Annotated in this window: 21 protein-coding genes; 11 read left to right on the top strand and 10 right to left on the bottom strand. The window is 69.9% G+C overall.

What is annotated here, in order from left to right:
- Position 1: 1 nt before the first annotated feature.
- The 3 genes from ASG95_RS18405 to ASG95_RS18415 form a co-directional block, all read right to left on the bottom strand.
- Positions 2–487 carry an amino-acid N-acetyltransferase gene (locus tag ASG95_RS18405; protein ID WP_056924413.1) on the bottom strand — a complete coding sequence of 162 codons (486 nt, stop codon included), beginning with the start codon at positions 485–487 and terminating at the stop codon, positions 2–4.
- Positions 488–545: 58 nt separating this feature from the next.
- The gene (locus ASG95_RS18410; RefSeq protein ID WP_057378396.1) at positions 546–1,730 is read right to left on the bottom strand and encodes an LCP family protein; all 1,185 of its coding nucleotides are present in this window, start codon (positions 1,728–1,730) and stop codon (positions 546–548) included.
- 168 nt (positions 1,731–1,898) lie between these two features.
- On the bottom strand, positions 1,899–3,263 hold the full coding sequence (locus ASG95_RS18415; RefSeq protein WP_057378397.1) for an LVIVD repeat-containing protein: 1,365 nt from the start codon (positions 3,261–3,263) through the stop codon (positions 1,899–1,901).
- Positions 3,264–3,438: 175 nt separating this feature from the next.
- Here ASG95_RS18415 and ASG95_RS18420 point away from each other — a divergent pair, with 175 nt between their 5' ends.
- Positions 3,439–4,125, top strand: coding sequence for a DUF305 domain-containing protein (locus ASG95_RS18420; RefSeq protein ID WP_057378398.1), 687 nt, complete (start codon positions 3,439–3,441; stop codon positions 4,123–4,125).
- Between the two features lie 86 nt (positions 4,126–4,211).
- On the opposite strand, the gene ASG95_RS18425 is transcribed toward ASG95_RS18420, so the two are convergent.
- The 3 genes from ASG95_RS18425 to paaK form a co-directional block, all read right to left on the bottom strand.
- Positions 4,212–6,734 carry an ATP-dependent Clp protease ATP-binding subunit gene (locus ASG95_RS18425; protein ID WP_056924375.1) on the bottom strand — a complete coding sequence of 841 codons (2,523 nt, stop codon included), beginning with the start codon at positions 6,732–6,734 and terminating at the stop codon, positions 4,212–4,214.
- A gap of 219 nt (positions 6,735–6,953) precedes the next feature.
- Entirely contained in the window at positions 6,954–7,466 is a 513-nt protein-coding gene (locus tag ASG95_RS18430; protein WP_056924376.1) for a hypothetical protein, read from the bottom strand.
- A 68-nt stretch (positions 7,467–7,534) separates the two neighbouring features.
- Positions 7,535–8,812 (bottom strand): phenylacetate--CoA ligase PaaK, encoded by a 1,278-nt coding sequence (gene paaK, locus ASG95_RS18435; protein WP_057378399.1) that lies wholly within the window; start codon positions 8,810–8,812, stop codon positions 7,535–7,537.
- 100 nt (positions 8,813–8,912) lie between these two features.
- On the opposite strand from paaK, the gene ASG95_RS18440 reads away from it, so the two are divergent.
- Genes ASG95_RS18440 through ASG95_RS18460 form a run of 5 tightly spaced genes read left to right on the top strand, consistent with a single transcriptional unit; the run spans position 8,913 to position 13,856 of the window.
- Positions 8,913–9,794, top strand: coding sequence for a S1C family serine protease (locus ASG95_RS18440; protein ID WP_235544019.1), 882 nt, complete (start codon positions 8,913–8,915; stop codon positions 9,792–9,794).
- A 24-nt stretch (positions 9,795–9,818) separates the two neighbouring features.
- Positions 9,819–10,856 (top strand): MoxR family ATPase, encoded by a 1,038-nt coding sequence (locus tag ASG95_RS18445; RefSeq protein WP_057378400.1) that lies wholly within the window; start codon positions 9,819–9,821, stop codon positions 10,854–10,856.
- Complete coding sequence (locus ASG95_RS18450) at positions 10,835–11,770, top strand: DUF58 domain-containing protein (RefSeq protein ID WP_235544021.1); 936 nt, start codon at positions 10,835–10,837, stop codon at positions 11,768–11,770. Before ASG95_RS18445 ends, ASG95_RS18450 begins: the two co-directional genes overlap by 22 nt.
- Positions 11,767–12,753: a VWA domain-containing protein gene (locus tag ASG95_RS18455; RefSeq protein ID WP_057378401.1), complete on the top strand. Its 987-nt coding sequence runs from the start codon at positions 11,767–11,769 to the stop codon at positions 12,751–12,753. The genes ASG95_RS18450 and ASG95_RS18455 overlap by 4 nt, the downstream gene beginning before the upstream one ends.
- A 2-nt stretch (positions 12,754–12,755) precedes the next feature.
- A complete protein-coding gene (locus tag ASG95_RS18460; RefSeq protein ID WP_057378402.1) occupies positions 12,756–13,856 on the top strand; it encodes a VWA domain-containing protein in 1,101 nt (366 codons plus the stop codon).
- Between the two features lie 50 nt (positions 13,857–13,906).
- Here ASG95_RS18460 and ASG95_RS18465 read toward each other — a convergent pair whose 3' ends face one another.
- Positions 13,907–14,734, bottom strand: a complete 828-nt coding sequence (locus ASG95_RS18465) for an Fpg/Nei family DNA glycosylase (protein WP_057378403.1) — start codon at positions 14,732–14,734, stop codon at positions 13,907–13,909.
- Positions 14,735–14,778: 44 nt separating this feature from the next.
- On the opposite strand from ASG95_RS18465, the gene ASG95_RS18470 reads away from it, so the two are divergent.
- From ASG95_RS18470 to ASG95_RS18480, 3 genes are all read left to right on the top strand, one after another.
- The gene (locus tag ASG95_RS18470; protein WP_057378404.1) at positions 14,779–15,423 is read left to right on the top strand and encodes a PadR family transcriptional regulator; all 645 of its coding nucleotides are present in this window, start codon (positions 14,779–14,781) and stop codon (positions 15,421–15,423) included.
- Positions 15,424–15,553: 130 nt separating this feature from the next.
- Positions 15,554–16,570, top strand: coding sequence for an ATP-binding cassette domain-containing protein (locus ASG95_RS18475; protein ID WP_057378405.1), 1,017 nt, complete (start codon positions 15,554–15,556; stop codon positions 16,568–16,570).
- A gap of 1 nt (position 16,571) precedes the next feature.
- Positions 16,572–17,327 (top strand): ABC transporter permease, encoded by a 756-nt coding sequence (locus ASG95_RS18480; protein ID WP_056924382.1) that lies wholly within the window; start codon positions 16,572–16,574, stop codon positions 17,325–17,327.
- Positions 17,328–17,354: 27 nt separating this feature from the next.
- On the opposite strand, the gene ASG95_RS18485 is transcribed toward ASG95_RS18480, so the two are convergent.
- Positions 17,355–18,245 (bottom strand): Ku protein, encoded by an 891-nt coding sequence (locus ASG95_RS18485; RefSeq protein ID WP_057378996.1) that lies wholly within the window; start codon positions 18,243–18,245, stop codon positions 17,355–17,357.
- A gap of 103 nt (positions 18,246–18,348) precedes the next feature.
- Here ASG95_RS18485 and ligD (ASG95_RS18490) point away from each other — a divergent pair, with 103 nt between their 5' ends.
- Positions 18,349–19,293, top strand: coding sequence for a non-homologous end-joining DNA ligase (ligD, locus tag ASG95_RS18490; RefSeq protein ID WP_057378406.1), 945 nt, complete (start codon positions 18,349–18,351; stop codon positions 19,291–19,293).
- Positions 19,286–20,167 carry a non-homologous end-joining DNA ligase gene (ligD, locus tag ASG95_RS18495; protein ID WP_057378407.1) on the top strand — a complete coding sequence of 294 codons (882 nt, stop codon included), beginning with the start codon at positions 19,286–19,288 and terminating at the stop codon, positions 20,165–20,167. Before ligD (ASG95_RS18490) ends, ligD (ASG95_RS18495) begins: the two co-directional genes overlap by 8 nt.
- Here the strand turns inward: ligD (ASG95_RS18495) and ASG95_RS18500 are convergent.
- Positions 20,164–20,607, bottom strand: coding sequence for a (2Fe-2S)-binding protein (locus ASG95_RS18500; RefSeq protein ID WP_057378408.1), 444 nt, complete (start codon positions 20,605–20,607; stop codon positions 20,164–20,166). The genes ligD (ASG95_RS18495) and ASG95_RS18500 overlap by 4 nt on opposite strands.
- Before the next feature lie 149 nt (positions 20,608–20,756).
- Positions 20,757–21,089, bottom strand: coding sequence for an Lsr2 family protein (locus ASG95_RS18505; RefSeq protein WP_057378409.1), 333 nt, complete (start codon positions 21,087–21,089; stop codon positions 20,757–20,759).
- Between the last annotated feature and the right edge of the window lie 11 nt (positions 21,090–21,100).

The raw sequence follows: 21,100 nt of genomic DNA on the forward strand, positions 1-21,100 counted from the left end.
GTCAGAGGGTGCGGAGCATGCGGGTGTTGCCGAGGGTGTTCGGCTTGACCCGCTCGAGGTCGAGGAATTCGGCGACACCCTCGTCGTAGGAGCGGACCAGCTCGGCATAGACCTCGGGCTCGACCGCCTGCCCCTCGATCACCTCGAAGCCGTGCCGGGTGAAGAAGTCCACCTCGAAGGTCAGGCAGAACAGCCGCTCGACCCCGAGTGCCCGGGCGTCGGCGACGAGCGCCTCCATCAGCAGCGACCCGACGCCATGGCCCTTGGCCTCGGGCCGGACCGCCAGCGTGCGGATCTCGGCAAGGTCCTCCCACATGACGTGCAGGGCGCCACAGCCCACGACGACGCCGTCCTGCTCGGCCACCCGGAACTGCTGGAGCGCCTCGTAGTAGGTCACCGCGTCCTTGGACACCAGGACCCGGGAGTCGGCATGCGGCCGGACGATCTCGCGGATCGTCCGGATGTCACTCGTGCGCGCCGCGCGGATCGTGACCGGCCCAGCCGGCTGAGGGCCGTCCGGCGCGGTGGGCTCGGGCGCGCTGGCCTCAGGCACCGAGGCGGCCGTTCTTCATGTCCGAGAAGATCGACCTCGCCCCCGAGCCGAGCAGCACCACGGACTGGCCCTCGCGGGTGCCGATCGCGCCCGGGACGACCTTGTTGGGCACCCCGGCCGCGGTGTTCACGTAGAGGCTGGCGCACAGGTTGAGGACCTCGCCGACGGTGAGGTCGGTGCTCAGGTGGGGACCCATCTTCGACAGCAGTCCGGCCAGGGCGCCCGGCCCGGCCTTGCGGGCCATGACGATGCCGGCCTTGATCAGCGCGCCCTGGTTGGCGGACCGGCCGAAGTCGCCGTTGGGCAGGTGCTTGCGCTCCCGCGCGAGGGCCAGCGCGTGCTTGGCGTCGAGCTTGTTGGTGCCCGGCTTGACGATCCGGTAGCCGTCGACGCTCTGCACGGAGCGCGCCGCGACGAAGACGATGCCCCCAAGGCTGCGGACCATCGCCCGAAAGCCCTTGAAGCCAGTGATGACGTAGCCGTCGATCGGCACGCCGCTGGCCCGCTCGATGGTGGTGACCATGCCGCCGACCCCACCGAAGACCAGGGAGGCGTTGACCTTGGCGTTCCCACCGGTCGACAAGGGCACCCACGAGTCGCGCGGGATGCCGACGATGCCGCCGACGCCCTTCTTGGCGTCGACCCCGATGATGTGGAGCGCGTCGCCGCGGCACTTGGTCACCGGCTGCGGGTTGCGCGCGTCCGAGCCGATCGCGAGGACCCGCATGGTCGGGAACGGCGGGCGGTAGACCTTGAGCGACGGCCACCAGCCGCCGGCCACCTTCCAGGTCTTGCCGTCCTTGACGAGCAGGGTGAGGTCCTTGCCCTGCACGACGGTCGCGATCGGCGACCCCTGCCAGGTGCCGGTGGAGCCGGCGACCTTCAGGGAGGCGGTGCGGGGCTTCCGCTTGCCCAGGGCCGCGCCCACGCTGGCGGTGGTGACGGACACCCGGCCCCCGAGGTACAGGGCGGACATCGCCGAGAGCAGGTCGGCGGGCAGGCCGGCTCCGGTCACCTTCGGCGGCGCGGCGGTGGCGCTGCTCGTCGTCGACGACGGCGTCGTGGTGCTGCTCGAGGGAGCCGGCTTCGGCTTGTCACTCGAGCAGGCGGCGACGGTCAGGGGGGCGGCGACCAGCCCGAAGAGGAGGGTGCGGCGGGGGAGGGAGGACTCAGACACGCGCTCCAATGTATGCCGCGGCGCGCGGACGATGCGAAACGGTCCGCGGTGCGCCGCGACGGGTTCGCAGACGGCATACCGGCGACGCCGTGGCGGTGGGCGGACGACAAGGCGGCCCGGACCATCCGGTCCGGGCCACCTCGTCCCCTCGCTGGTGGGGCCGTCCGGCTACTTCACCGAGTAGATCGGCTGGGTCTGCACGTTCAGCTGGTCCATCTTCACGGTGGCGGCCCTGCTCAGGTCGGCGTCGGTGATCTTGAGGACGTCGAACCCCTTGCCGAGGTCGGAGGAGTAGACGTGGCCGTTGTAGTAGTACGACGACCAGGTCCCGCCACCGCCACCGGCCGGGCCGGCCGGTCCGCGCTCGAAGTAGCCGATCTCGCGGGGGTGGTCCGAGTCGGTGAAGTCCCAGAACGACGTGCCGCCCATGTACCAGGACTGCACCATCACGTCGCGTCCCTTGACCGGGATCAGCGAGCCGTTGTGGGCGACGCAGTTCTCGGAGTCGAACTGGTGCCGGGGGATCTTGTAGTAGGACCGGAAGGTGAGCTTGCGGTCCTGGCTCAGGTCGTAGATCCCGTTCGCTCCGCGGTTGGGGCCGATCGTCGCGTTGCAGGTGGCCGCACCGCCGCCGCCGAGCTCGTCGGTGAAGACGACCTTGGTGCCGGCGTTGTTGAACGTCGCAGAGTGCCAGAACGCGAAGTTGGTGGTGTCGCGCACCCGATCGATCACCTTCGGCGCCACCGGGTCCTTGATGTCGAGGATGATCCCGTCACCCATGCAGGCGCCCGCGGCGATCTTGCGGGCCGGGTTCACGGTGATGTCGTGGCAGCCCGAGGTGTTCGTGTAGCCACCGTCCGGGAAGAGGTTCGGGGTGGCCACGACCTTCGCACTCGTCGGCTGCTTCTTCGGCACCTCGACGATCGAGATCGAGTCGTGCGGCGGCTGGCAGTCGGGGAAGGTCGCGTTGGGCGAGTAGCTCGAGACGTAGAGGTAGTCCACCTTCGAGCCCGGGATCAGCGAGTGCGTGTGCGAACCGCATGCCGTCTCGACCGACTTGATGTACCTCGGGTTGGCCACGTCCGAGATGTCGAAGATCTTGATGCCCTCCCACGAGGACTTCTCCGTGGCCGGCTGCGGGACCGACTGGCAGGAGTCGTCGGACCGCGAGGAGTCGGTGGACAGGTAGAGCAGCGTCCCCGACACGGTCACGTCGTTCTGCGACCCGGGGCAGCTCACCTGGGTCACCATCCGCGGGCTCGCGGGCACGGTCACGTCGTAGACCACGAAGCCGTTGTAGTTGCCGACGAACGCCAGGTTGTCCTGGAAGGCGAGGTCGGTCCCGGTGGCGCCGGCCAGTGGGCCGCTGCTGGGGAGGTTGGTCAGGTGCTCGACGTTCTGGCTGCGCCCGATCTCGTCCGGCCCCAGCTGGGTACCGGACTTGCCCACGCCGTCAGCGGCGAACGCCGCGCTGGCGGGGATCGTGAGGGCGAGCGCTGCGAGGCTGGCGAGCACCGCGTGGCGGGTTCTCATCTCTGGCTCCCTGGGTGAATCGCCGGTCCCGGCACCCCTTCAGTGTCGAGATCGTGACGATTTGTCCACCCTGTCGTCGAGGCCCGGAACCGTTCAAGGGTCTTCTGCCCCGTTTAGGGTAAAAAGTTGCTTATAAGGTCTGTTTGTGACGATTCATCATGGGAGGACTGTTCGCGTGTCGAGCCACCGCACCGCCCGGGGCTCCGCCCTCGCCGCAGCCGCCCTCCTCGGCCTTGGTCTCGCCGGGTGCTCCGGCGATACGCCGGCCCCCACGACGACGGCCACCTCACCCACCGCCCCCGTGCTCCAGCCGGGCCGGCCGGGCGAGCCGAACGCCTCGCTCACCGGCTCCGCCGCGCTGCCGTCGCGCACCGGCTCCCCGAGGGAGGCCGACGTGCGGTTCATGCAGGACATGATCGTGCACCATGCCCAGGCCATCGTCATGGTCTCGCTCGTGCAGGACCGGCTCGCCGACACCCAGGTCAGGTCGCTGGCCGCCCGCATCGCCGACGAGCAGCGGCCGGAGATCGACGCGATGGCCACGTGGCTCGAGGCCAAGGGCGAGCAGGTGCCGCCACAGGCCGGCAACCCCGAGCTCGGCTCGGGCAGCCACGACCACGCGGGCATGCCCGGCATGGCGACCCAGGCCCAGCTGCGACAGCTCAAGGCCGCCAGGGGCGCGGAGGCCGACCGGCTCTGGCTCACCCTGATGTCGGCGCACCACGAAGGCGCGCTGCGCATGGTGGTCCAGCAGCACCGCGACGGCACCGACGATGTCGTGACCCAGCTGGGCGACGAGATCCACGTGACCCAGTCGGTGCAGATCGGCTACATGCGCGAGATGCTCGACCGCCTCACCTGACCTGCCGGTCTCACGACAGAGAGGCGAGGTATGCCGCGTGGTGACCACGCGGCATACCTCGCCTCGATCGTGCTTGGAGTCCTGCCTCAGCCGGCGTCGGCGGAGTCGCCCACCGTCTCCACGACCGGGAGCTCGATGCTGCCCGGGTGCGGGGTGCCGACGAAGGTGAACGTCGCGGCCTTGCCCTCGCCCTCGGCCCCGACGAGCACCAGCTCGCCGGCCTTGAGCTCGCCGTAGAGGATCTTCTCGGACAGGACGTCCTCGATCTCGCGCTGGATGGTGCGACGCAGCGGTCGCGCCCCGAGCACGGGGTCGTAGCCCTTCTTGGCCAGGACGTTCTTGGCCTCGATGGTGAGCTCGATGCCCATGTCCTTGTCCTTGAGCCGCTTGTCGAGCTTGGCGATCTCGAGGTCGACGATCATGACGATCTCCTCCTGCGTGAGCTGGGGGAAGACGATGATGTCGTCGACGCGGTTGAGGAACTCGGGACGGAAGTGCTGCTTGAGCTCGTCCGTGACCTTGTTCTTCATGCGGTCATAGTCGCTGCGGGTGTCCGCGCCGGCCGAGAAGCCGAGCGAACCCTTGGTGATGTCCCGGGTGCCGAGGTTGGTCGTCATGATGATGACGGTGTTCTTGAAGTCGACCATCCGGCCCTGCGAGTCAGTGAGGCGGCCGTCCTCGAGCACCTGCAACAGCGTGTTGAAGATGTCGGGGTGGGCCTTCTCGACCTCGTCGAACAGCACGACGGAGAACGGCTTGCGGCGGACCTTCTCGGTGAGCTGGCCACCCTCTTCGTAGCCGACGTAGCCGGGAGGCGAGCCGAAGAGCCGCGAGACCGTGTGCTTCTCGGAGAACTCCGACATGTCGAGCTGGATGAGGCTGTCCTCGTCACCGAAGAGGAACTCGGCGAGCGTCTTGGCGAGCTCGGTCTTACCGACACCGGTCGGACCGGCGAAGATGAACGAGCCACCGGGACGACGCGGGTCCTTCAGACCAGCGCGGGTGCGGCGGATCGCCTGGGACATCGCCTTGATGGCGTCGTCCATGCCGACCACGCGCTTGTGCAGCTCGTCCTCCATGTGGAGCAGTCGGCTGGACTCCTCCTCGGTGAGCTTGAAGACCGGGATGCCGGTGCTGGCAGCCAGGACCTCGGCGATGAGCTCCTCGTCGACCTCGGCCACGACGTCCATGTCGCCGGACTTCCACTGCGTCTCGCGCTCCGCCTTGGCGGTGAGCAGCTTCTTCTCGTCGTCCCGCAGGCTGGCGGCCTTCTCGAAGTCCTGGCCGTCGATGGCCGACTCCTTCTCCAGCCGCACGGCCGCGATCTTCTCGTCGAACTCGCGCAGGTCCGGCGGTGCGGTCATCCGGCGGATGCGCAACCGCGCGCCCGCCTCGTCGATGAGGTCGATCGCCTTGTCGGGGAGGAACCGGTCGTTGATGTAGCGGTCGGCGAGGTTGGCCGCGGAGACGAGGGCGCCGTCGGTGATGGACACCCGGTGGTGCGCCTCGTAGCGGTCGCGCAGGCCCTTGAGGATCTCGATCGCGTGGCTGAGCGTGGGCTCGGCGACCTGGATCGGCTGGAACCGGCGCTCGAGCGCCGAGTCCTTCTCGATGTGCTTGCGGTACTCGTCGAGCGTGGTGGCACCGATGGTCTGGAGCTCACCGCGGGCCAGCATCGGCTTGAGGATGCTGGCGGCGTCGATCGCGCCCTCGGCGGCACCCGCACCGACGAGGGTGTGGATCTCGTCGATGAACAGGATGATGTCGCCGCGGGTGCGGATCTCCTTGAGGACCTTCTTGAGCCGCTCCTCGAAGTCACCGCGGTAGCGGCTGCCGGCGACGAGCGCGCCGAGGTCGAGGGTGTAGAGCTGCTTGTCCTTGAGGGTCTCGGGCACCTCGCCCTTGACGATGTCCTGGGCCAGGCCCTCGACGACGGCGGTCTTGCCGACGCCGGGCTCGCCGATCAGCACCGGGTTGTTCTTGGTGCGGCGGGACAGCACCTGCATGACCCGCTCGATCTCCTTCTCACGCCCGATCACCGGGTCGAGCTTGCCCTCGCGGGCAGCCATCGTGAGGTTGCGGCCGAACTGGTCGAGCACGAGGGAGCCCGCGGGCGTGCCCTCCTGCTGGACGTTGCCGGCCAGACCGGCACCCGAGCCGCCTTCCTTGCCCTGGTAGCCGGAGATGAGCTGGATCACCTGCTGCCGCACGCGGTTGAGGTCGGCGCCCAGCTTGACGAGGACCTGGGCGGCGACGCCCTCGCCCTCGCGGATCAGGCCGAGCAGGATGTGCTCGGTGCCGATGTAGTTGTGGCCGAGCTGCAGCGCCTCGCGCAGGCTCAGCTCGAGGACCTTCTTCGCCCGCGGCGTGAAGGGAATGTGGCCGCTCGGGGCCTGCTGCCCCTGGCCGATGATCTCCTGCACCTGCTCGCGGACCGACTCCAGCGAAATGCCGAGGCTCTCCAGAGCCTTGGAGGCGACGCCTTCACCCTCGTGGATGAGACCGAGCAGGATGTGCTCCGTGCCGATGTAGTTGTGGTTGAGCATGCGCGCTTCTTCCTGCGCGAGCACGACCACCCGACGGGCCCGGTCGGTGAACCGTTCAAACATCTTCTGCTCCTGCCTATCGAGATCACCTCGATGCTATCCGTGCGACGCGGACCCGGCGTCAGCCTTTCGTGGACCGATACCCGATCGGGACGAAATAGGGCCCTGTCGTACGACTCGTTGGGGGAACGCGGGGCGCTCCCCGACTGTTCCCCGCCCTGAGCCGAGTCGGCTCATGTTCGCCGTGGGCGGACGGACGCGGGATATGCCGCGGGGCTGGGTTCAGGCCGCGGGGCCCTTCTTGCGCACCTCGTCGACGTGGGCCATCGCCTCGCGCAGCTCGCCGAGCCAGCTGTCGGACTTCTCGCCGACGAGCTTGACGCACCAGGCCAGGGCCTCGGAGCGCGACTTGGCGACGCCCGCCTCGACGAGGGTGTCGAGCACCTGGCGCTCGGACTGGCGCAGCCGCGTCATGACCGGGGCCGCCAGGTGGGTGAAGAGCGCCTCGGTCTCGCCGACCCGCACGCCCCACGACACCTTGCGACCGCTGAGGTGCTCCAGCTCCCGCGCGATCTCGATGCGGCGCTCGCGGGTGTCCTCCCGGAACGACTTGATCCGGCCCCGCGCGGCGATGGTGCGGTCGGTGTCGTCGGTGTCGTCGCCCAGCTCGGGCTCGGCGAGGTCACCGATGATGATGAGCTCGTCGCGGTCGCGGGTGACCTCGACGGGGCCGGTGAACCAGTCGGTGGGGAGTCGGCCGGCCAGCCAGGCTTCCGCCGTTGTCTTGGTAGTCATGTAATGATGATTACACTGCAACGCCCTCCAGGGAACGGCTGTCCGCTCACGGCGAACTCGGGCCCAGCTCAGCGTGGCCGCTGGTCGCTGATCCGCTTGGCCTTGCCGAGCGAGCGCTCGAGGGCATGCGGCTCGAGGACCTCGACCTCGATCGTGACGCCGACCCGGTCCTTGACCCTCGTCCGCAGCACGCCGGCCATCGCGGCCCGCTGCTCCGGCGTCGTGTCGGCGGCAGCGGCCTCGACCCGGACCGTGAGCTCGTCCATCCGCCCCGGTCGGGTGAGCACGCAGAGGTAGTGCGGCGTCAGCCCCTCGATGCTCAGCAGGTGCTCCTCGATCTGCGACGGGAAGACGTTAACTCCGCGCACGATCATCATGTCGTCGCTGCGCCCGGTGATCTTCGCCATCCTGCGGAACTGCGGGAAGGCGGTCCCCGGCAGGAGGGTCGTGAGGTCCATCGTGCGGTACCGGACCACGGGCATCGCCTGCTTGCTGAGCGAGGTGAAGACCAGCTCGCCCTCCTGCCCGTCCGGAAGCACCTCGCCGGTGACCGGGTCGACCACCTCCGGGTAGAAGTGGTCCTCCCAGATGTGCAGGCCGTCCTGCGTCTCGCCCGACTCCTGGGAGACCCCGGGGCCGATCACCTCCGACAGCCCGTAGATGTCGACGGCGCGGATGTTGCTGCGGCGCTGGACCTCCGCGCGCATCTGCTCGGTCCACGGCTCGGCGCCGAAGATCCCGATCTCGAGCGAGGTGGTCTTCGGGTCGATGCCCTGCGCCTCCATCTCGTCGAGGATCCCGAGGAAGTAGGACGGCGTGACCATGATGATCCGGGGCCGGAAGTCCTGGATGAGCTGCACCTGCCGCTCCGTCATGCCCCCGCTCACCGGCACCACCGTGCAGCCGAGTCGCTCCGCGCCGTAGTGGGCGCCGAGCCCCCCGGTGAACAGGCCGTACCCGTAGACGACGTGCAGCAGGTCGCCCGGTCGTCCGCCCGCCGCCTCGATCGAGCGCGCCATCACCTGCGCCCACATGTCGATGTCGTCCCGGGTGTAGCCCACGACCGTGGGCTTGCCCGTCGTGCCGCTGGAGGCGTGCACCCGGACCACCTGCTCGCGGGGCACGGCGAACATCCCGAACGGGTAGTTGTCACGCAGGTCCGCCTTGGCGGTGAACGGAAAGCGCGCGAGGTCGGCCAGCTCATGGAGGTCGTCCGGCCGCACGCCGGCGGCATCGAACGCAGCTCGGTAGTGCGGCACGTTCGCGTAGGCGTGGGACAGGCTCCAGCGCATCCGGTCCAGCTGGAGCGCGCGCAGTTCCTCGACGGTGGAGACGACGTTGTCCATGTCGAGCAATCTACGACGACGGTACGAGCCAACCTGAGAGTTGGCCGTGAATCCCGGTCTCCCATATCGCGCGACGAGGATCGGACGTACGCTCGCAAAGGTGGACCGGCTCGGCTCGCCCCTAGTCGTCGATCCGCCCCAGGGGGTGGCCGACGAGGACTCCGGCGCCCCCGGTCGGCGGGCCCGCCTCACCGAGCTGGCCCGGGCAAACCGGCGGTGGCTGGTGGCCGTCCTCCTCGTCGCGGCGCTGCTCGTCGTGGGCACCTACGCGCTGACCCGAGGCCCGGAGACTCCTCCGATCACCGCCACCGACGTCGACAAGGCCGTCCAGGACGGCATCGCCAAGGCCCAGGAGGAGGAGGCCAAGGCACCCCCTGACGCGGCCGCGGCATACCAGGTCGCGCTGCCCTCACTCGTGACCATCGCGACGCGACTCACCAACTCCTCAGGTCCGCAACGCGGCACCGGCGCCGGGGTGGTCGTGAGCGCTGACGGCTCGGTGCTGACCGCACTGCACGTGGTCGACGGGGCCACGAGCATCGAGGTGACGTTCTCCGACGGCAGCTCGTCGCCTGCCGGGGTCAAGGAGAAGGACAAGGCCACCGACATCGCCGTGCTCACCCCGCAACGGCTCCCCCAGGTCGTCGTCCCGGCGGTCCTCGGTGGCGGCGCGCAGGTGGGCGACCCGGTCTTCGCCCTCGGACATCCGTTGGGGCTCAACGGATCTCTCTCGGCAGGCGTGGTCTCCGCACTCGACCGCAAGATCCGGGTCAACGACAGCCAGACCCTCGAGGGCCTGATCCAGTTCGATGCGGCCGTCAACCCCGGCAACTCGGGCGGGCCCCTGCTCGACAAGGGCGGACAGGTGATCGGGATCGTCACCGGGCTCGCGAACCCCTCCGAACAGAACTTCTTCGTCGGCATCGGCTTCGCCGTGCCCATCGCCACGGCCGGCGGCGTTGCCGGCAGCCCACCGCAGTAGCGCATCGCAACCCGAGGAGAGCGCATGGAACCGCACCGCCCCGATCTCGGTCGGCAGCACCCGTTGGAGCAGGCGCTCTACGAGGTCAAGAAGACCATCGTCGGTCAGGACCTCCTGCTCGAGCGGATGCTCGTGGCGCTGCTCGCGCGCGGCCACCTGCTCGTCGAGGGCGTCCCCGGTCTGGCCAAGACGATGGCGATCAAGACCCTGGCGCAGGCGGTCGGCGGCGAGTTCCAGCGGATCCAGTTCACCCCCGACCTGGTGCCCGCCGACGTCATCGGCACCCGGATCTACAACCAGAAGGACGGCGAGTTCCAGGTCTCCCTCGGGCCGGTCTTCGCCAACCTGGTGCTCGCCGACGAGATCAACCGCGCGCCCGCCAAGGTCCAGAGCGCGCTGCTGGAGGTGATGCAGGAGCGCCAGGTGACGATCGGTCGCGAGACCTTCAAGGCCCCCGACCCGTTCCTCGTGATGGCGACCCAGAACCCGATCGAGTCGGAGGGCACCTACGCGCTCCCCGAGGCGCAGGTCGACCGCTTCATGCTCAAGACCCTCATCGGATACCCCACTCCCTCAGAGGAGTTCGTCGTCGTCGAGCGGATGACGACGAACTACGAGGTGGCCCACCGGGTGCTCGAGCCGGGGCAGCTGGTCGAGTTCCAGAAGCAGGCCGACGCCGTCTACGTCGACCCAGCCGTGATCGAGTATGCCGTGCGGCTGACGGGCGCGACCCGCTCGCCCGGGTCGGTCGGCCTGCCCGACCTCGCCCGCTACCTGTCGTTCGGCGCGAGCCCGCGCGCATCGATCAACCTGGTCCTCGCCGGCAAGGCCCTGTCGTTCCTGCGGGGGCGCGACTTCGCCCGTCCGCAGGACGTCCGCGACCTCGCCCGCGACGTGATGCGCCACCGCCTCGTGCTGTCCTACGAGGCCCTCGCCGAGGGCATCGGCCCGGACGACCTGCTCACCCCGATCCTCGACGCGGTGACCATGCCGGACGTGCCGCTGCGCGACCGCCGACAGCCCCAGACCACCGAGACCTCGTGGACGACCGGACAGCGCTGAGCACCGGACCACCCGGGTCCGGTCCGTCGACGCCACTGACCGCCGAGAGCCTGCTCCGGCGGTTGGAGTGGCGCGTCGTGCGCCGGCTCGACGGCCGGTTGCAGGGCGACTACCGGACACTCTTCCGCGGGACCGGGATCGATTTCACCGACCTGCGCGAGTACGAGCCGGGCGACGACCTGCGGCACATCGACTGGAACGTCACGGCTCGCATGGACACTCCCTACGTCCGTGAGTACGTGGAGGACCGCGAGGTCACCGCCTGGCTGCTGCTCGACCGGTCGGCCTCGATGGGCTTCGGACCCGTCGACCGCCAGAAGTCGTTGGTACTGGCCGAGATCGCGACGACGATCGCCCACATCCTGACCAGGGGCGGCAACCACGTCGGCGCGGCGATGTTCGACGGCGACATCTCGACCATCCCGCCCGGGCAGGGCCGCAAACAGGTGCTGCGGATCAGCCAGGCGCTGCTGCGCCCGCCAACCCCCAGCCCGGCCAAGGACACGACCGACCTGTCGCGGCTGCTGCGGGCAGCACTCGGCCTGGCCCGCCGCCGCTCGCTCCTGGTGATCGTCTCCGACTTCATCACCCAGCCGGGGTGGGAGCAGCCCCTGTCGCTGCTGACCCGGCGGCACGACGTCGTCGCCATCCAGGTGGTCGACCCCCGTGAGTCCGAGCTTCCGGCAGTCGGCATGGTCTACGTCGAGGACGCCGAGACCGGTGAGCAGATCTTCGTCGACACCAACGACCCGGTCTTCAGGGAGCGGCTGGCGGCAGCGTCGCAGCAGCGCCAGGAGGAGCTCGTCGCCGCCGCCCGGAGGGCCGGCACCGACATCCACCCCGTCGCGACCGATGACGACCTCGTGCGAGCCCTGGTCCGCATCTCCGAGCTGCGGCGACGGAGGCGGCGATGACCTTCACGTGGCCGCTCATGCTGTTCGCCCTCCTCGCCGTGCCGGTCCTGGTCGTCGCCTACCGGGCCCAGCTGCGCAAGCGCGAGCTCGGGCGGGCCCGGCTCGCTGCCGAGGGACTCGTCGCCGCCTCGACTGCCCGCCCGGACCGGTGGCGGCACGTCGCGCCGCTGCTGCTGCTCGCCGCCCTCACGCTCCTGCTCGTCTCGCTGGCCCGACCTGCGGCCACGGTCGCCGAGCCCCGGCGGGAGGGCACCGTCATCCTGGCCTTCGACGTGTCGACGAGCATGGCCGCCAAGGACCTCTCCCCCACCCGGCTCGACGCCGCCAAGGCTGCTGCCCGCGCCTTCGTCGCGAAGCAGCCCTCGACGATCCGGCTGGGGGTCGTGGCGTTCGGCGACTCAGCGGTCATCGCCCAGCAGCCGACCAACAACCGCGCCGAGGTGTTGGCCGCCATCGAGCGGCTCACCCCCCAGGGCGGCACGGCGCTCGGGCGCGGGATCGTGTCCTCGATCAGTGCCATCGCCGGCAAGCCGATCAGCGTCGACGAGACCGGGGAGGACGGCAGCGCAGGGGGCGAGGACCTCGGCTACTACGGGTCCGCGGCGGTGGTGCTCCTGTCGGACGGCGAGAACACGACCGACCCGGACCCGCTGGTCCTCGCCCAGCTGGCTTCCACTGCTGGCGTGCGGATCTACCCGATCGGGCTGGGCAGCCCCCAGGGCACGGTCCTCGAGGTCGACGGCTTCCAGGTCGCGACCCGCCTCGACGAGGCCACCCTCAAGCAGATCGCCGAGACCACGGACGGCGCCTACTACGCCGCGAGCGACACGGCCGCCCTCAGCAAGGTCTACACCGACATCGACCTGACCTGGACCGCCCGCACGGAGGAGCGCGAGATCACGTCGTGGTTCGCCGCCGCCGCGGCGCTGCTGCTCCTGCTGGGCGCCGGGGTCTCGGTGGTCCGGTCGGGACGGGTGGTGTAGCGGTGTCCTTCGCCCTCCCCTACGCCCTGCTGGGCCTGCTGGCCATCCCGGCGCTCGTCGCGGCATACCTCTGGCAGCTGCGGCGCCGCCGCCGCAACGCCGTGCGCTTCTCCAACGTGGCCCTGATCCGCGCGGTCATCCCCCGCCAGCGGAGGTGGCGACGCCACGTGCCACTGGCCCTGGTGCTCGGCAGCCTGGCCCTGCTGGGACTGGCCGCTGGGCGACCGCAGGTGCGCGCCGAGGTGCCGATCTCGAGCTCGGCCGTGATCCTCGCCGTGGACGTCTCAGGGTCGATGTGCGCCACCGACGTCGACCCGAACCGACTCGCGGCCGCCCAGGAGGCGGTCCGGCAGTTCATCGACAAGCAGGACGACCGCACCCGGATCGGCCTCGTGGTCTTCTCGGGTTTCGCGCAGGTCGCCGTGGCACCGACGACGAACAAGGACGACCTGCTGAAGGCGGTGGACGGGCTGACCACCGGTCGGGGGACCACGATCGGCGCGGCGATCCTCAAGTCGATCGACGCCATCTCCGAGATCAACCCCTCGGTCGCCCCGGCCGACACCGGGGACGGCACCGGCGAGGGCCCTGACTCGCAGTCGCCCACCCCGGGCACGCCGACGCCGGCGCCCGAGAAGGCCACGACGGTGCCCGAGATCGTCGTGCTCCTCACCGACGGCGCCAACACCCGTGGCGTGACCCCGGAGGAGGCGGCGGTCCAGGCCGCGGCCCGCGGGGTCCGGGTCTTCCCGATCGGCTTCGGCACGACCGAGCCGACCCAGATGGTCTGCACCAGCGACCAGCTCGGGGGTGGGCTCTTCGACGGCCCGCCCGGCGGCTTCGGTGGCGGGCTCGGGCCCGGCGGCCGCAACTTCCTGGTCGTCGACGAGGCGGCCCTGCAGGCGGTGGCCCGGACCACCGGCGGCGAGTACTTCAAGGCCAGCGACGCCGACCAGCTCCAGGGAGTGCTCAACGACCTGCCCAAGCACGTCGACCTGCAAGAGCGCGACGTCGAGATCAGCGTGGGCTTCGCCGGGGTGGCGGCGCTGATGCTGCTGCTCGGCCTCTGGCTCGCAGGGCGCTGGTCCGCGCACCCCCAGTGACCGCCGCTCACCCGGTCGGCTGACGGCTTTCCGTGGACGACCTCAGGTTCTCACCGACGGCGCTGGCACCGGCCGCACCAGAACAGGTTCCGCCCGCCGACGACGCGGGTGCGGATCCGCGAGCCGCAGACCAGGCACGGCTCACCCTGCCGCTTGTAGACGTAGGAGCTGCGCTCCGTGAGGCGGTCCACCTGGCCGACCGCCATGCGCTCCCTGACCTCCTCGACCTGCTCCTCGACGGTGACGATCTTCCCGGTCGCCACTCCGAGGGGGAGCAGGTCGACGAGGTCGAGCCAGATGGCGTCCCAGGTCGAGCGCCGGATCTCCCGCCCCGGGCGGAACGGGTCGACGCGCTTCCGGAAGAGCACCTCGCTGCGGTAGACGTTGCCGACCCCCGCGAGCACCGCCTGGTCCATGAGCAGCTCGGCGATCGTCTTGCTGCTGCGCGAGATCCGGCGCCAGGCAAGGTCCGGATCCGGTTCCGGCCGTAGGGGATCCGGCCCGAGGCGTGACGTCACCGCCTCCACCTGTTCGGGCGTGATGACCGCGCACAGGTTGGGACCCCGCAGGTCGGCGACGTGGTCCTCGGTGGCCAGCCGCAACCGCACCTGGCCCACGACCGGTGCCTCACCGGCATACCGGTGCTGGTCGACGGTGAACGTGCCGATGAGGCCGAGGTGCACGTGCAGCCACGCGTCGCCCTCGAACTCGACGAAGAGGTGCTTGCCCCACGAGGTCGCGTGCACGAAGGTGCGCCCCGAGATCAGCGCCGCCCCGGCGGCGAAGCGGCCCTGGGGGCTCGTCGCCGTGGGCTGCGTGCCACGGTATGCCGCGTCGAGGTCACGGGCGAGCGCGAACAGGGTGTGGCCTTCGGGCATGAAGCCATCATCACGGATCGAGGGCGCTGCCTACACTGCACCCCATGGCGGCCACCGAGACCCGACTCCTGCTGCTCGGCACCGTCATGCTGTTCGAGCCGGTCAACGGCTACCAGCTGCGTCGGGAGCTGCTGTCCTGGCAGGTCGAGGACTGGGCCCACGTCAACCCGGGCTCCATCTACTCCGGCCTGGCCACCCTGGCGAAGCAGGGGAACCTCGACCGGCACGACCTGGTCGACGGCAGCCGAGAGGTGGCGGTCTACACGAGCACCCCGCTCGGCCGGCGCGAGTTCGAGAAGCTCTGGCGCGAGGCGGTGGAGAGGCCCGACCTGTTGTCGCCGCTCCCCTTCCACACCGGCATGGCACTGATGCCGCTGATGAGCCGGACGGCAGTCCGTGAGGCCCTGCAGACCCGGCTCGCGAACCTCGACGCCACGACGCGCGACCAGCTGGCGCGCGAGGTCCCGGCCGGCGCGGTGCCGCCGCACGTGCTCGCCCTGGCCGACCTCTGGATGGGCATGGGGCAGACCGAGCGTGAGTGGCTGGTCACCCTGATCGCCCGGGTGGATCGTGGCGACTTCGGTCTGCGCGGCGAGCCGGCCGACTGGCAGGCGCCGGCCGACGACCCCGGCTGGCAGATGGCCACCGATCGCCAGCGCTACGTGGAGCTCATCGCCCGCCAGCGATGAGCGGTTGCCGATGAGTTCTTGTCGGTACGCCGGTCTACCTTGACAGCCATCCGTGGGGGCGGCTTGACGTCTCCGTGTTCAATGTTGAACACTGGCTTTATTCAAGTTTGAATACCAACAGGAGCGAGCGATGATCCACGCACGAGGTCTGGTGCAGACCTTCCAGACGCGCGAGGGCAGGAAGAAGGGCGAGGTGCGCGCCGTGGACGGTGTCGACCTCGACGTGGCGGAGGGTGAGGTCGTCGGGTTCCTCGGGCCGAACGGCGCGGGCAAGACGACGACGCTGCGCATGCTGACCACCCTGCTGCGGCCCACCGCGGGCACGGCCACCGTGGCCGGCTTCGACGTCGTCAAGGAGTCGGAGCAGGTCCGCCGGTCGATCGGCTACGTCTCACAGAGCGGTGCCACGGGGCAGTTCGCCCGCGCCGGCGACGAGGTCGTCGACCACGGGATGCTCTACGGCATGTCTGCCGCCGACGCCCGGCGTCGCGGCCAGGAGCTGTTCGGCCAGCTCGACCTCGAGGGGCTGTGGGGGCGCCAGCCCAAGAGCATGTCGGGTGGCCAGCGCCGCCGCCTCGACATCGTGATGGGGCTGATCCACGAGCCGACGCTGGTCTTCCTCGACGAGCCGACGACGGGGCTCGACCCGCAGGCCCGGGCCAACCTGTGGACCCACATCGCCGACCTGCGCAAGCGGCGCGGGGCGACGGTGTTCCTCACCACCCACTACCTCGACGAGGCCGACGCCCTGAGCGACCGGATCATCGTCATCGACCACGGCAAGATCATCGCGGCCGACACGAGCGACAACCTCAAGGCGCAGGTGTCCGGTGACCTCGTCGACCTCGAGGTCGCCGACCCCGACCTCGTCGCCGAGGCGGCCAAGCGGCTCGACTCGATCGCCGAGACCGGCAGCGATGGCCGGGACGCCGTGGAGATCGACGGCAACCACGTCCGTGCCCGGGTGCAGCGCGCCGGCAAGGCGGTGCCCGGGCTCTTGGCCGACCTCCGCGCTGCCGACATCGACCTCGAGTCGATCGAGGTCCTGCGGCCCACCCTCGACGACGTCTTCCTCACCCTCACCGGCCGCTCGCTGCGCGACGCGGAGTCGTCTACCCCGGCCGACCCGACCTCGAAGGAGAAGTGACGTGCAGTTCCTGCGTGAGTCCTTCATCGTCTTCCGCCGCCAGCTGCGGATGAACCTGCGCAACCCCGCCTGGGTGCTGATCGGCCTGATGCAGCCGATCCTCTACCTGTTCCTCTTCGGCCCGCTGCTCAAGCCGATGGCCGAGCAGCTCGGCGTCCAGAACACCTGGACCTTCTTCGTCCCCGGCATGCTCGTCCAGCTCGGCATGTTCGGCGCGTTCTTCGCCGGGTTCGGGCTGATCTCCGAGTGGCGGGACGGCGTCATCGAGGCCGAGCGGGTGACACCGGCCAGCCGCACCGCCCTGCTCATGGGGCGCCTGTGGCGCGACCTGCTGCAGCTGCTCGTCCAAGCCCTCGTGCTGGTCGGCCTCGGCTACTGGGTCGGGATGGACGCCCCCCTGGGTGGGGTCGTCCTCGGGGTGCTGCTCACCCTCCTCGTCGGTGGGGCCTGCGCCGCGGCGTCCAACGCCCTGGCCCTCACCACCAAGAGCGAGGACGTCATGGCCCCGGTCATCAACGTCGTGATGATGCCGGTGCTGTTGCTGTCGGGCATCCTCCTGCCGATGACCATCGGCCCCGACTGGCTCCAGCGCACCAGCGACTTCATGCCGTTCCGCTGGATCACCGACGGGGTCCGCGGGTCGTTCCTCGGCGACTTCGGCGCCAACGGCGTGATGTGGGGCAGCGTCTGGGCCGTCGTGCTGTTCGCCATCGCGCTCTGGTGGGGCACCGCGACGTTCCGCAAGGAGAACGCCTAGCTCTCGGGGCCGCGCCTGCCGGCCCGGTCAGCTGGCCTTCTTGGCCGCCTTCTTGGCAGCAGTCTTGGCCGTGGTCTTGGCCGTGGTCTTCTTGGCCGTCGTCTTCTTCGCGGCCGGTTTGGAGTCCGACGTCGACTCGCCTCGTGAGGCCTTGGCCTTGTCGACGGACTTCTTGAGGGCCGCGAGCAGGTCGACGACCTCGCCCGACTCGTCCTTGGACTCGGGCGTGAACTGGACCTCGCCGCCCTCGACCTTGGCCTTGACGAGCGACTGCAGCGCGGCGGCGTAGTCGTCCTCGTAGTCGTCGGGCTGGTAGTCACCGGCAAGCTGCTCGATGAGCAGGTCGGCCATGGCGAGCTCCTGCTTGGTCGCCTTGGCGTCGTCGTCGAGCGTCGCGAAGTCGGGCTTGCGGATCTCGTCGGGCCACAGCATCGTCTGCATGAGGATGACCCCCTCGTGCACCCGCAGGACGGCCATCGTCATGCGGGTGCGGATCGAGACCGTCACGACGGCGACGCGGTTCTCCTTCTCGAGCGCGTCGCGCAGCAGGATGTAGGGCTTGGTCGACGCCTTGTCGGGCTCGAGGTAGTAGGACTTGTCGTAGAGCATCGGGTCGATCTGCTCGGCCGGGACGAACTTCTCGACCGAGATCTCCTTGCTGCTGCTGGCCGGGAGGTCCTTGAAGTCCTCGTCGGTGAGCACGACCATCTCGCCGTCCTCGGTCTCGTAGCCCTTGGCGATGTCGTCGTAGGACACGATCTCGCCGTCGATGCTGCAGATCCGCTGGTACTTGATGCGGCCGCCGTCCTCGCGGTGCACCTGCCGGAACTGCACGTCGTGGTTCTCGGTGGCGGAGTAGAGGCGGATCGGCACGTTGACCAAGCCGAAGGACACCGCACCCTTCCAGATCGCTCGCATGTTGGTCGTCCTCTCCATCGGCCTGTCCGCGGACAGGCCCCCGTCCCTGACGAGACACCTCGGGCCTCGCACGTGGAACCAGCCTATGCGTCAGGATGGCCCCATGCGCCCCATGCTGGCCAGTCCCACCACCGTCATCCCCGACGGTGACGAGTGGCTGCACGAGGTCAAGTGGGACGGCATGCGCGTGCTTGCCGACGTCCACGACGGGGTGCTGACGCTGACCTCTCGGATCGGCAACGACGTGACGGTGAGCTTCCCCGAGCTGTTGCCACTGGCCGAGACCTACGACGACATGTTGATCGACGGCGAGGTGGTCGCCCTCGACGGCGGCCGACCCTCGTTCGGGGCGCTCGCCGACCGGATGCACGTGCGCGACCGGCGCAAGGCCGAGCGCCTGTCGGCGGTGCGACCCGTGACCCTGATGGTCTTCGACCTGTTGCGGCTCTACGGCTCCGACCTCACCGCCCAGCCGCTGTCGGCGCGGCGCGAGCTGCTCGAACGGCTCGACCTCTCCGGCCGGCACTGGCAGGTGCCGCCGGTCTACGAGGACGGCCGGGAGCTCTTCGCCGCCACCCTCGAGCAGGGGCTGGAGGGGGTGGTGAGCAAGCGCCGGTCTGCGCCGTACCTGCCGGGGCGTCGCTCGTCCGACTGGCTCAAGTCGCCGCACCGCACGGCGATCTCCGCCGTGGTGGGCGGCTGGCGGGCTGAGAAGACCAACGACTCCGGTCGACTCGGCGCGGTCTTGTTGGGCGTGCCCGACGGCGCTGGCGGGTGGCGGTTCGCCGGGCGGATGGGCAGCGGGATCGCCGGACGTGCGGCGGTCCAGCTCGCCGAGGCACTGGCTCCGCACACCAGGGCCGACTCACCCTTCAGCGACGAGGTGCCGCGGCTCGACCGCGCCGGCGCGACCTGGGTCGACCCGGTCGTGGTGGTCGAGGCGCGCGCCCTGGAGGTGACGCGCGACGGGAGGCTGCGCCAGCCGGCATACCTCGGCATGCGCACCGACCTGACGCCCGACGACCTCCAGGAGGTGGACGGTGGCTGAGCGCTACGTCCCGCAGGCGACGCGCGTCGAGGTCGCGGGTCGCACGCTCAAGCTGACCAGTCTCGACAAGCTCCTGTTCCCGTCGACCGAGACCACCAAGGGCGAGGTGCTCAGCTACTACGCCCAGGTCGCCGACGTGCTGCTCCCCCACCTCGCCGACCGGGCGCTGACCCGGGTGCGCTGGCCGCACGGCACCGGCGACCAGAGCTTCTTCGAGAAGAACCTGCCGTCGGGTGCTCCCTCGTGGCTCCCCCGCGTGAAGATCGACGACGTGACCTACCCGATGGTGGCGGACCTGGCCCACCTGACCTACCTGGTCAACCTCAACTCCATCGAGCTGCACATCCCGCAGTGGCGGGTGCTCGACGGCGAGCGACAGCACCCCGACCGGCTCGTCATCGACCTCGACCCGGGCTCGCCGGCGGGGCTGCAGGAGTGCGCCCGGGTAGCCCTCATGGTGCGCGACCGACTCGGCGCGCTCGGTCTCGATCTCTACCCGGTCACCAGTGGCAGCAAGGGAATGCAGCTCTACGCTGGACTCCCCGGCGACCTGACCTCCGACCAGACCCGTGACCTGGCGCAGCAGCTCGCGCAGGAGCTCACCAAGAAGCACCCCGACCTCATCGTCTGGAAGATGACCAAGTCGCTGCGTCCCGGGAAGATCTTCCTCGACTGGAGCCAGAACGTCGCCGCCAAGACGACCGTGTGCCCCTACTCCATGCGCGGCAAGGAGACCCCGACCGTGGCCGCCCCCCGGTCGTGGGACGAGGTCGAGGCCGGCGCCGAAGGGAAGAAGTTCGAGCAGCTGATGTTCGACGAGGTGCTCGACCGGCTCGAGTCCGACGGGGACCTCCTCGCCGACCTGCTGGTCTAGCCGACCACCCGCGGGCAGCCGGAGCACTCGTGCACGCCGGGCAGCACGTAGATGAAGCAGCACGACCCGCGCGCTGGCGGGCGCTGCCCGCTGGCGCGGGCGAGGGTCATCGCCCACACGTCGTCGACCATCGCCCGTCGGGTGTGCTCGCCGAGCTTCACCGTCGAGCGGTAGCCGAGCGCGAGCTCGACCGCGTCGGACCGGTATGCCGCCTGAGCGGCTTCCAGCCGGTCGGCCAGGGGCATCGTGGTGTCGACCGCCCGCGCACGCTCGTACTGGGCTGCGACGGGGTAGAGCTGGCTCGGCTGCAGCTCGAAGCTCAGCTCCGCGGCGAAGGGGTGCACCACCACGGAGTCGTGCCTGGCTGCGTGCACGCCGGTCTCGGCCGCGACCTCGAGGGTCCACTGCAGCACGAAGGCGGAGGGCATCGACTCGGGCACGACGGCGGCATACTGACGAGCGGTCGAGATGCTCAGGCGTTCCCGCCATTCGTGCAGGGGGTCGATTCCCGAACGCTGCTTTTCGACAATGTCGCGCCAGCTCCAGGAAAGGGGCTGCGAACCCTCCGGGACGTGGCTGACCTGCAGGGTCAGTGCGCCTTGTCGTAGGCGGCCTGGACCTCGGCGGAAATGCGCCCTCGGTCGCTCACCTGGTGGCCGTTGGAGCGGGCCCACTCACGGACGTCCGCGAGGTCGCGCTTACCGGTACCACGGCTGGCGGCAGCCGGGCGACCAGAGGGGCGACGGCCGGCGGCGCGACGGGCGTGACCAACGTACTGCGCCAGCGAATCACGCAGCGCGGCGGCGTTCTTCGCGTTGAGGTCGATCTCGTAGGAGACACCGTCGAGGGCGAAGGTGACGGTCTCGTCGGCCTCGGAGCCGTCGAGGTCGTCCTCGAGCACGATGTTGACACGCTGGGCCATCGGAATCCTTT

It is taken from the genome of Phycicoccus sp. Soil803 (genome assembly GCF_001429685.1).
Lineage (GTDB): Bacteria > Actinomycetota > Actinomycetes > Actinomycetales > Dermatophilaceae > Pedococcus.

Bases quoted from the DNA above. Each gene is read 5' to 3' on its own strand.
- ASG95_RS18415 (WP_057378397.1), bottom strand. From the start codon at position 3,263: ATGAGAACCCGCCACGCGGTGCTCGCCAGCCTCGCAGCGCTCGCCCTC.
- ASG95_RS18425 (WP_056924375.1), bottom strand. From the start codon at position 6,734: ATGTTTGAACGGTTCACCGACCGGGCCCGTCGGGTGGTCGTGCTCGCG.
- ASG95_RS18430 (WP_056924376.1), bottom strand. From the start codon at position 7,466: ATGACTACCAAGACAACGGCGGAAGCCTGGCTGGCCGGCCGACTCCCC.
- paaK (WP_057378399.1), bottom strand. From the start codon at position 8,812: ATGGACAACGTCGTCTCCACCGTCGAGGAACTGCGCGCGCTCCAGCTG.
- ASG95_RS18445 (WP_057378400.1), top strand. From the start codon at position 9,819: ATGGAACCGCACCGCCCCGATCTCGGTCGGCAGCACCCGTTGGAGCAG.
- ASG95_RS18455 (WP_057378401.1), top strand. From the start codon at position 11,767: ATGACCTTCACGTGGCCGCTCATGCTGTTCGCCCTCCTCGCCGTGCCG.
- ASG95_RS18465 (WP_057378403.1), bottom strand. From the start codon at position 14,734: ATGCCCGAAGGCCACACCCTGTTCGCGCTCGCCCGTGACCTCGACGCG.
- ASG95_RS18470 (WP_057378404.1), top strand. From the start codon at position 14,779: ATGGCGGCCACCGAGACCCGACTCCTGCTGCTCGGCACCGTCATGCTG.
- ASG95_RS18475 (WP_057378405.1), top strand. From the start codon at position 15,554: ATGATCCACGCACGAGGTCTGGTGCAGACCTTCCAGACGCGCGAGGGC.
- ASG95_RS18485 (WP_057378996.1), bottom strand. From the start codon at position 18,245: ATGCGAGCGATCTGGAAGGGTGCGGTGTCCTTCGGCTTGGTCAACGTG.
- ligD (WP_057378406.1), top strand. From the start codon at position 18,349: ATGCGCCCCATGCTGGCCAGTCCCACCACCGTCATCCCCGACGGTGAC.
- ASG95_RS18505 (WP_057378409.1), bottom strand. From the start codon at position 21,089: ATGGCCCAGCGTGTCAACATCGTGCTCGAGGACGACCTCGACGGCTCC.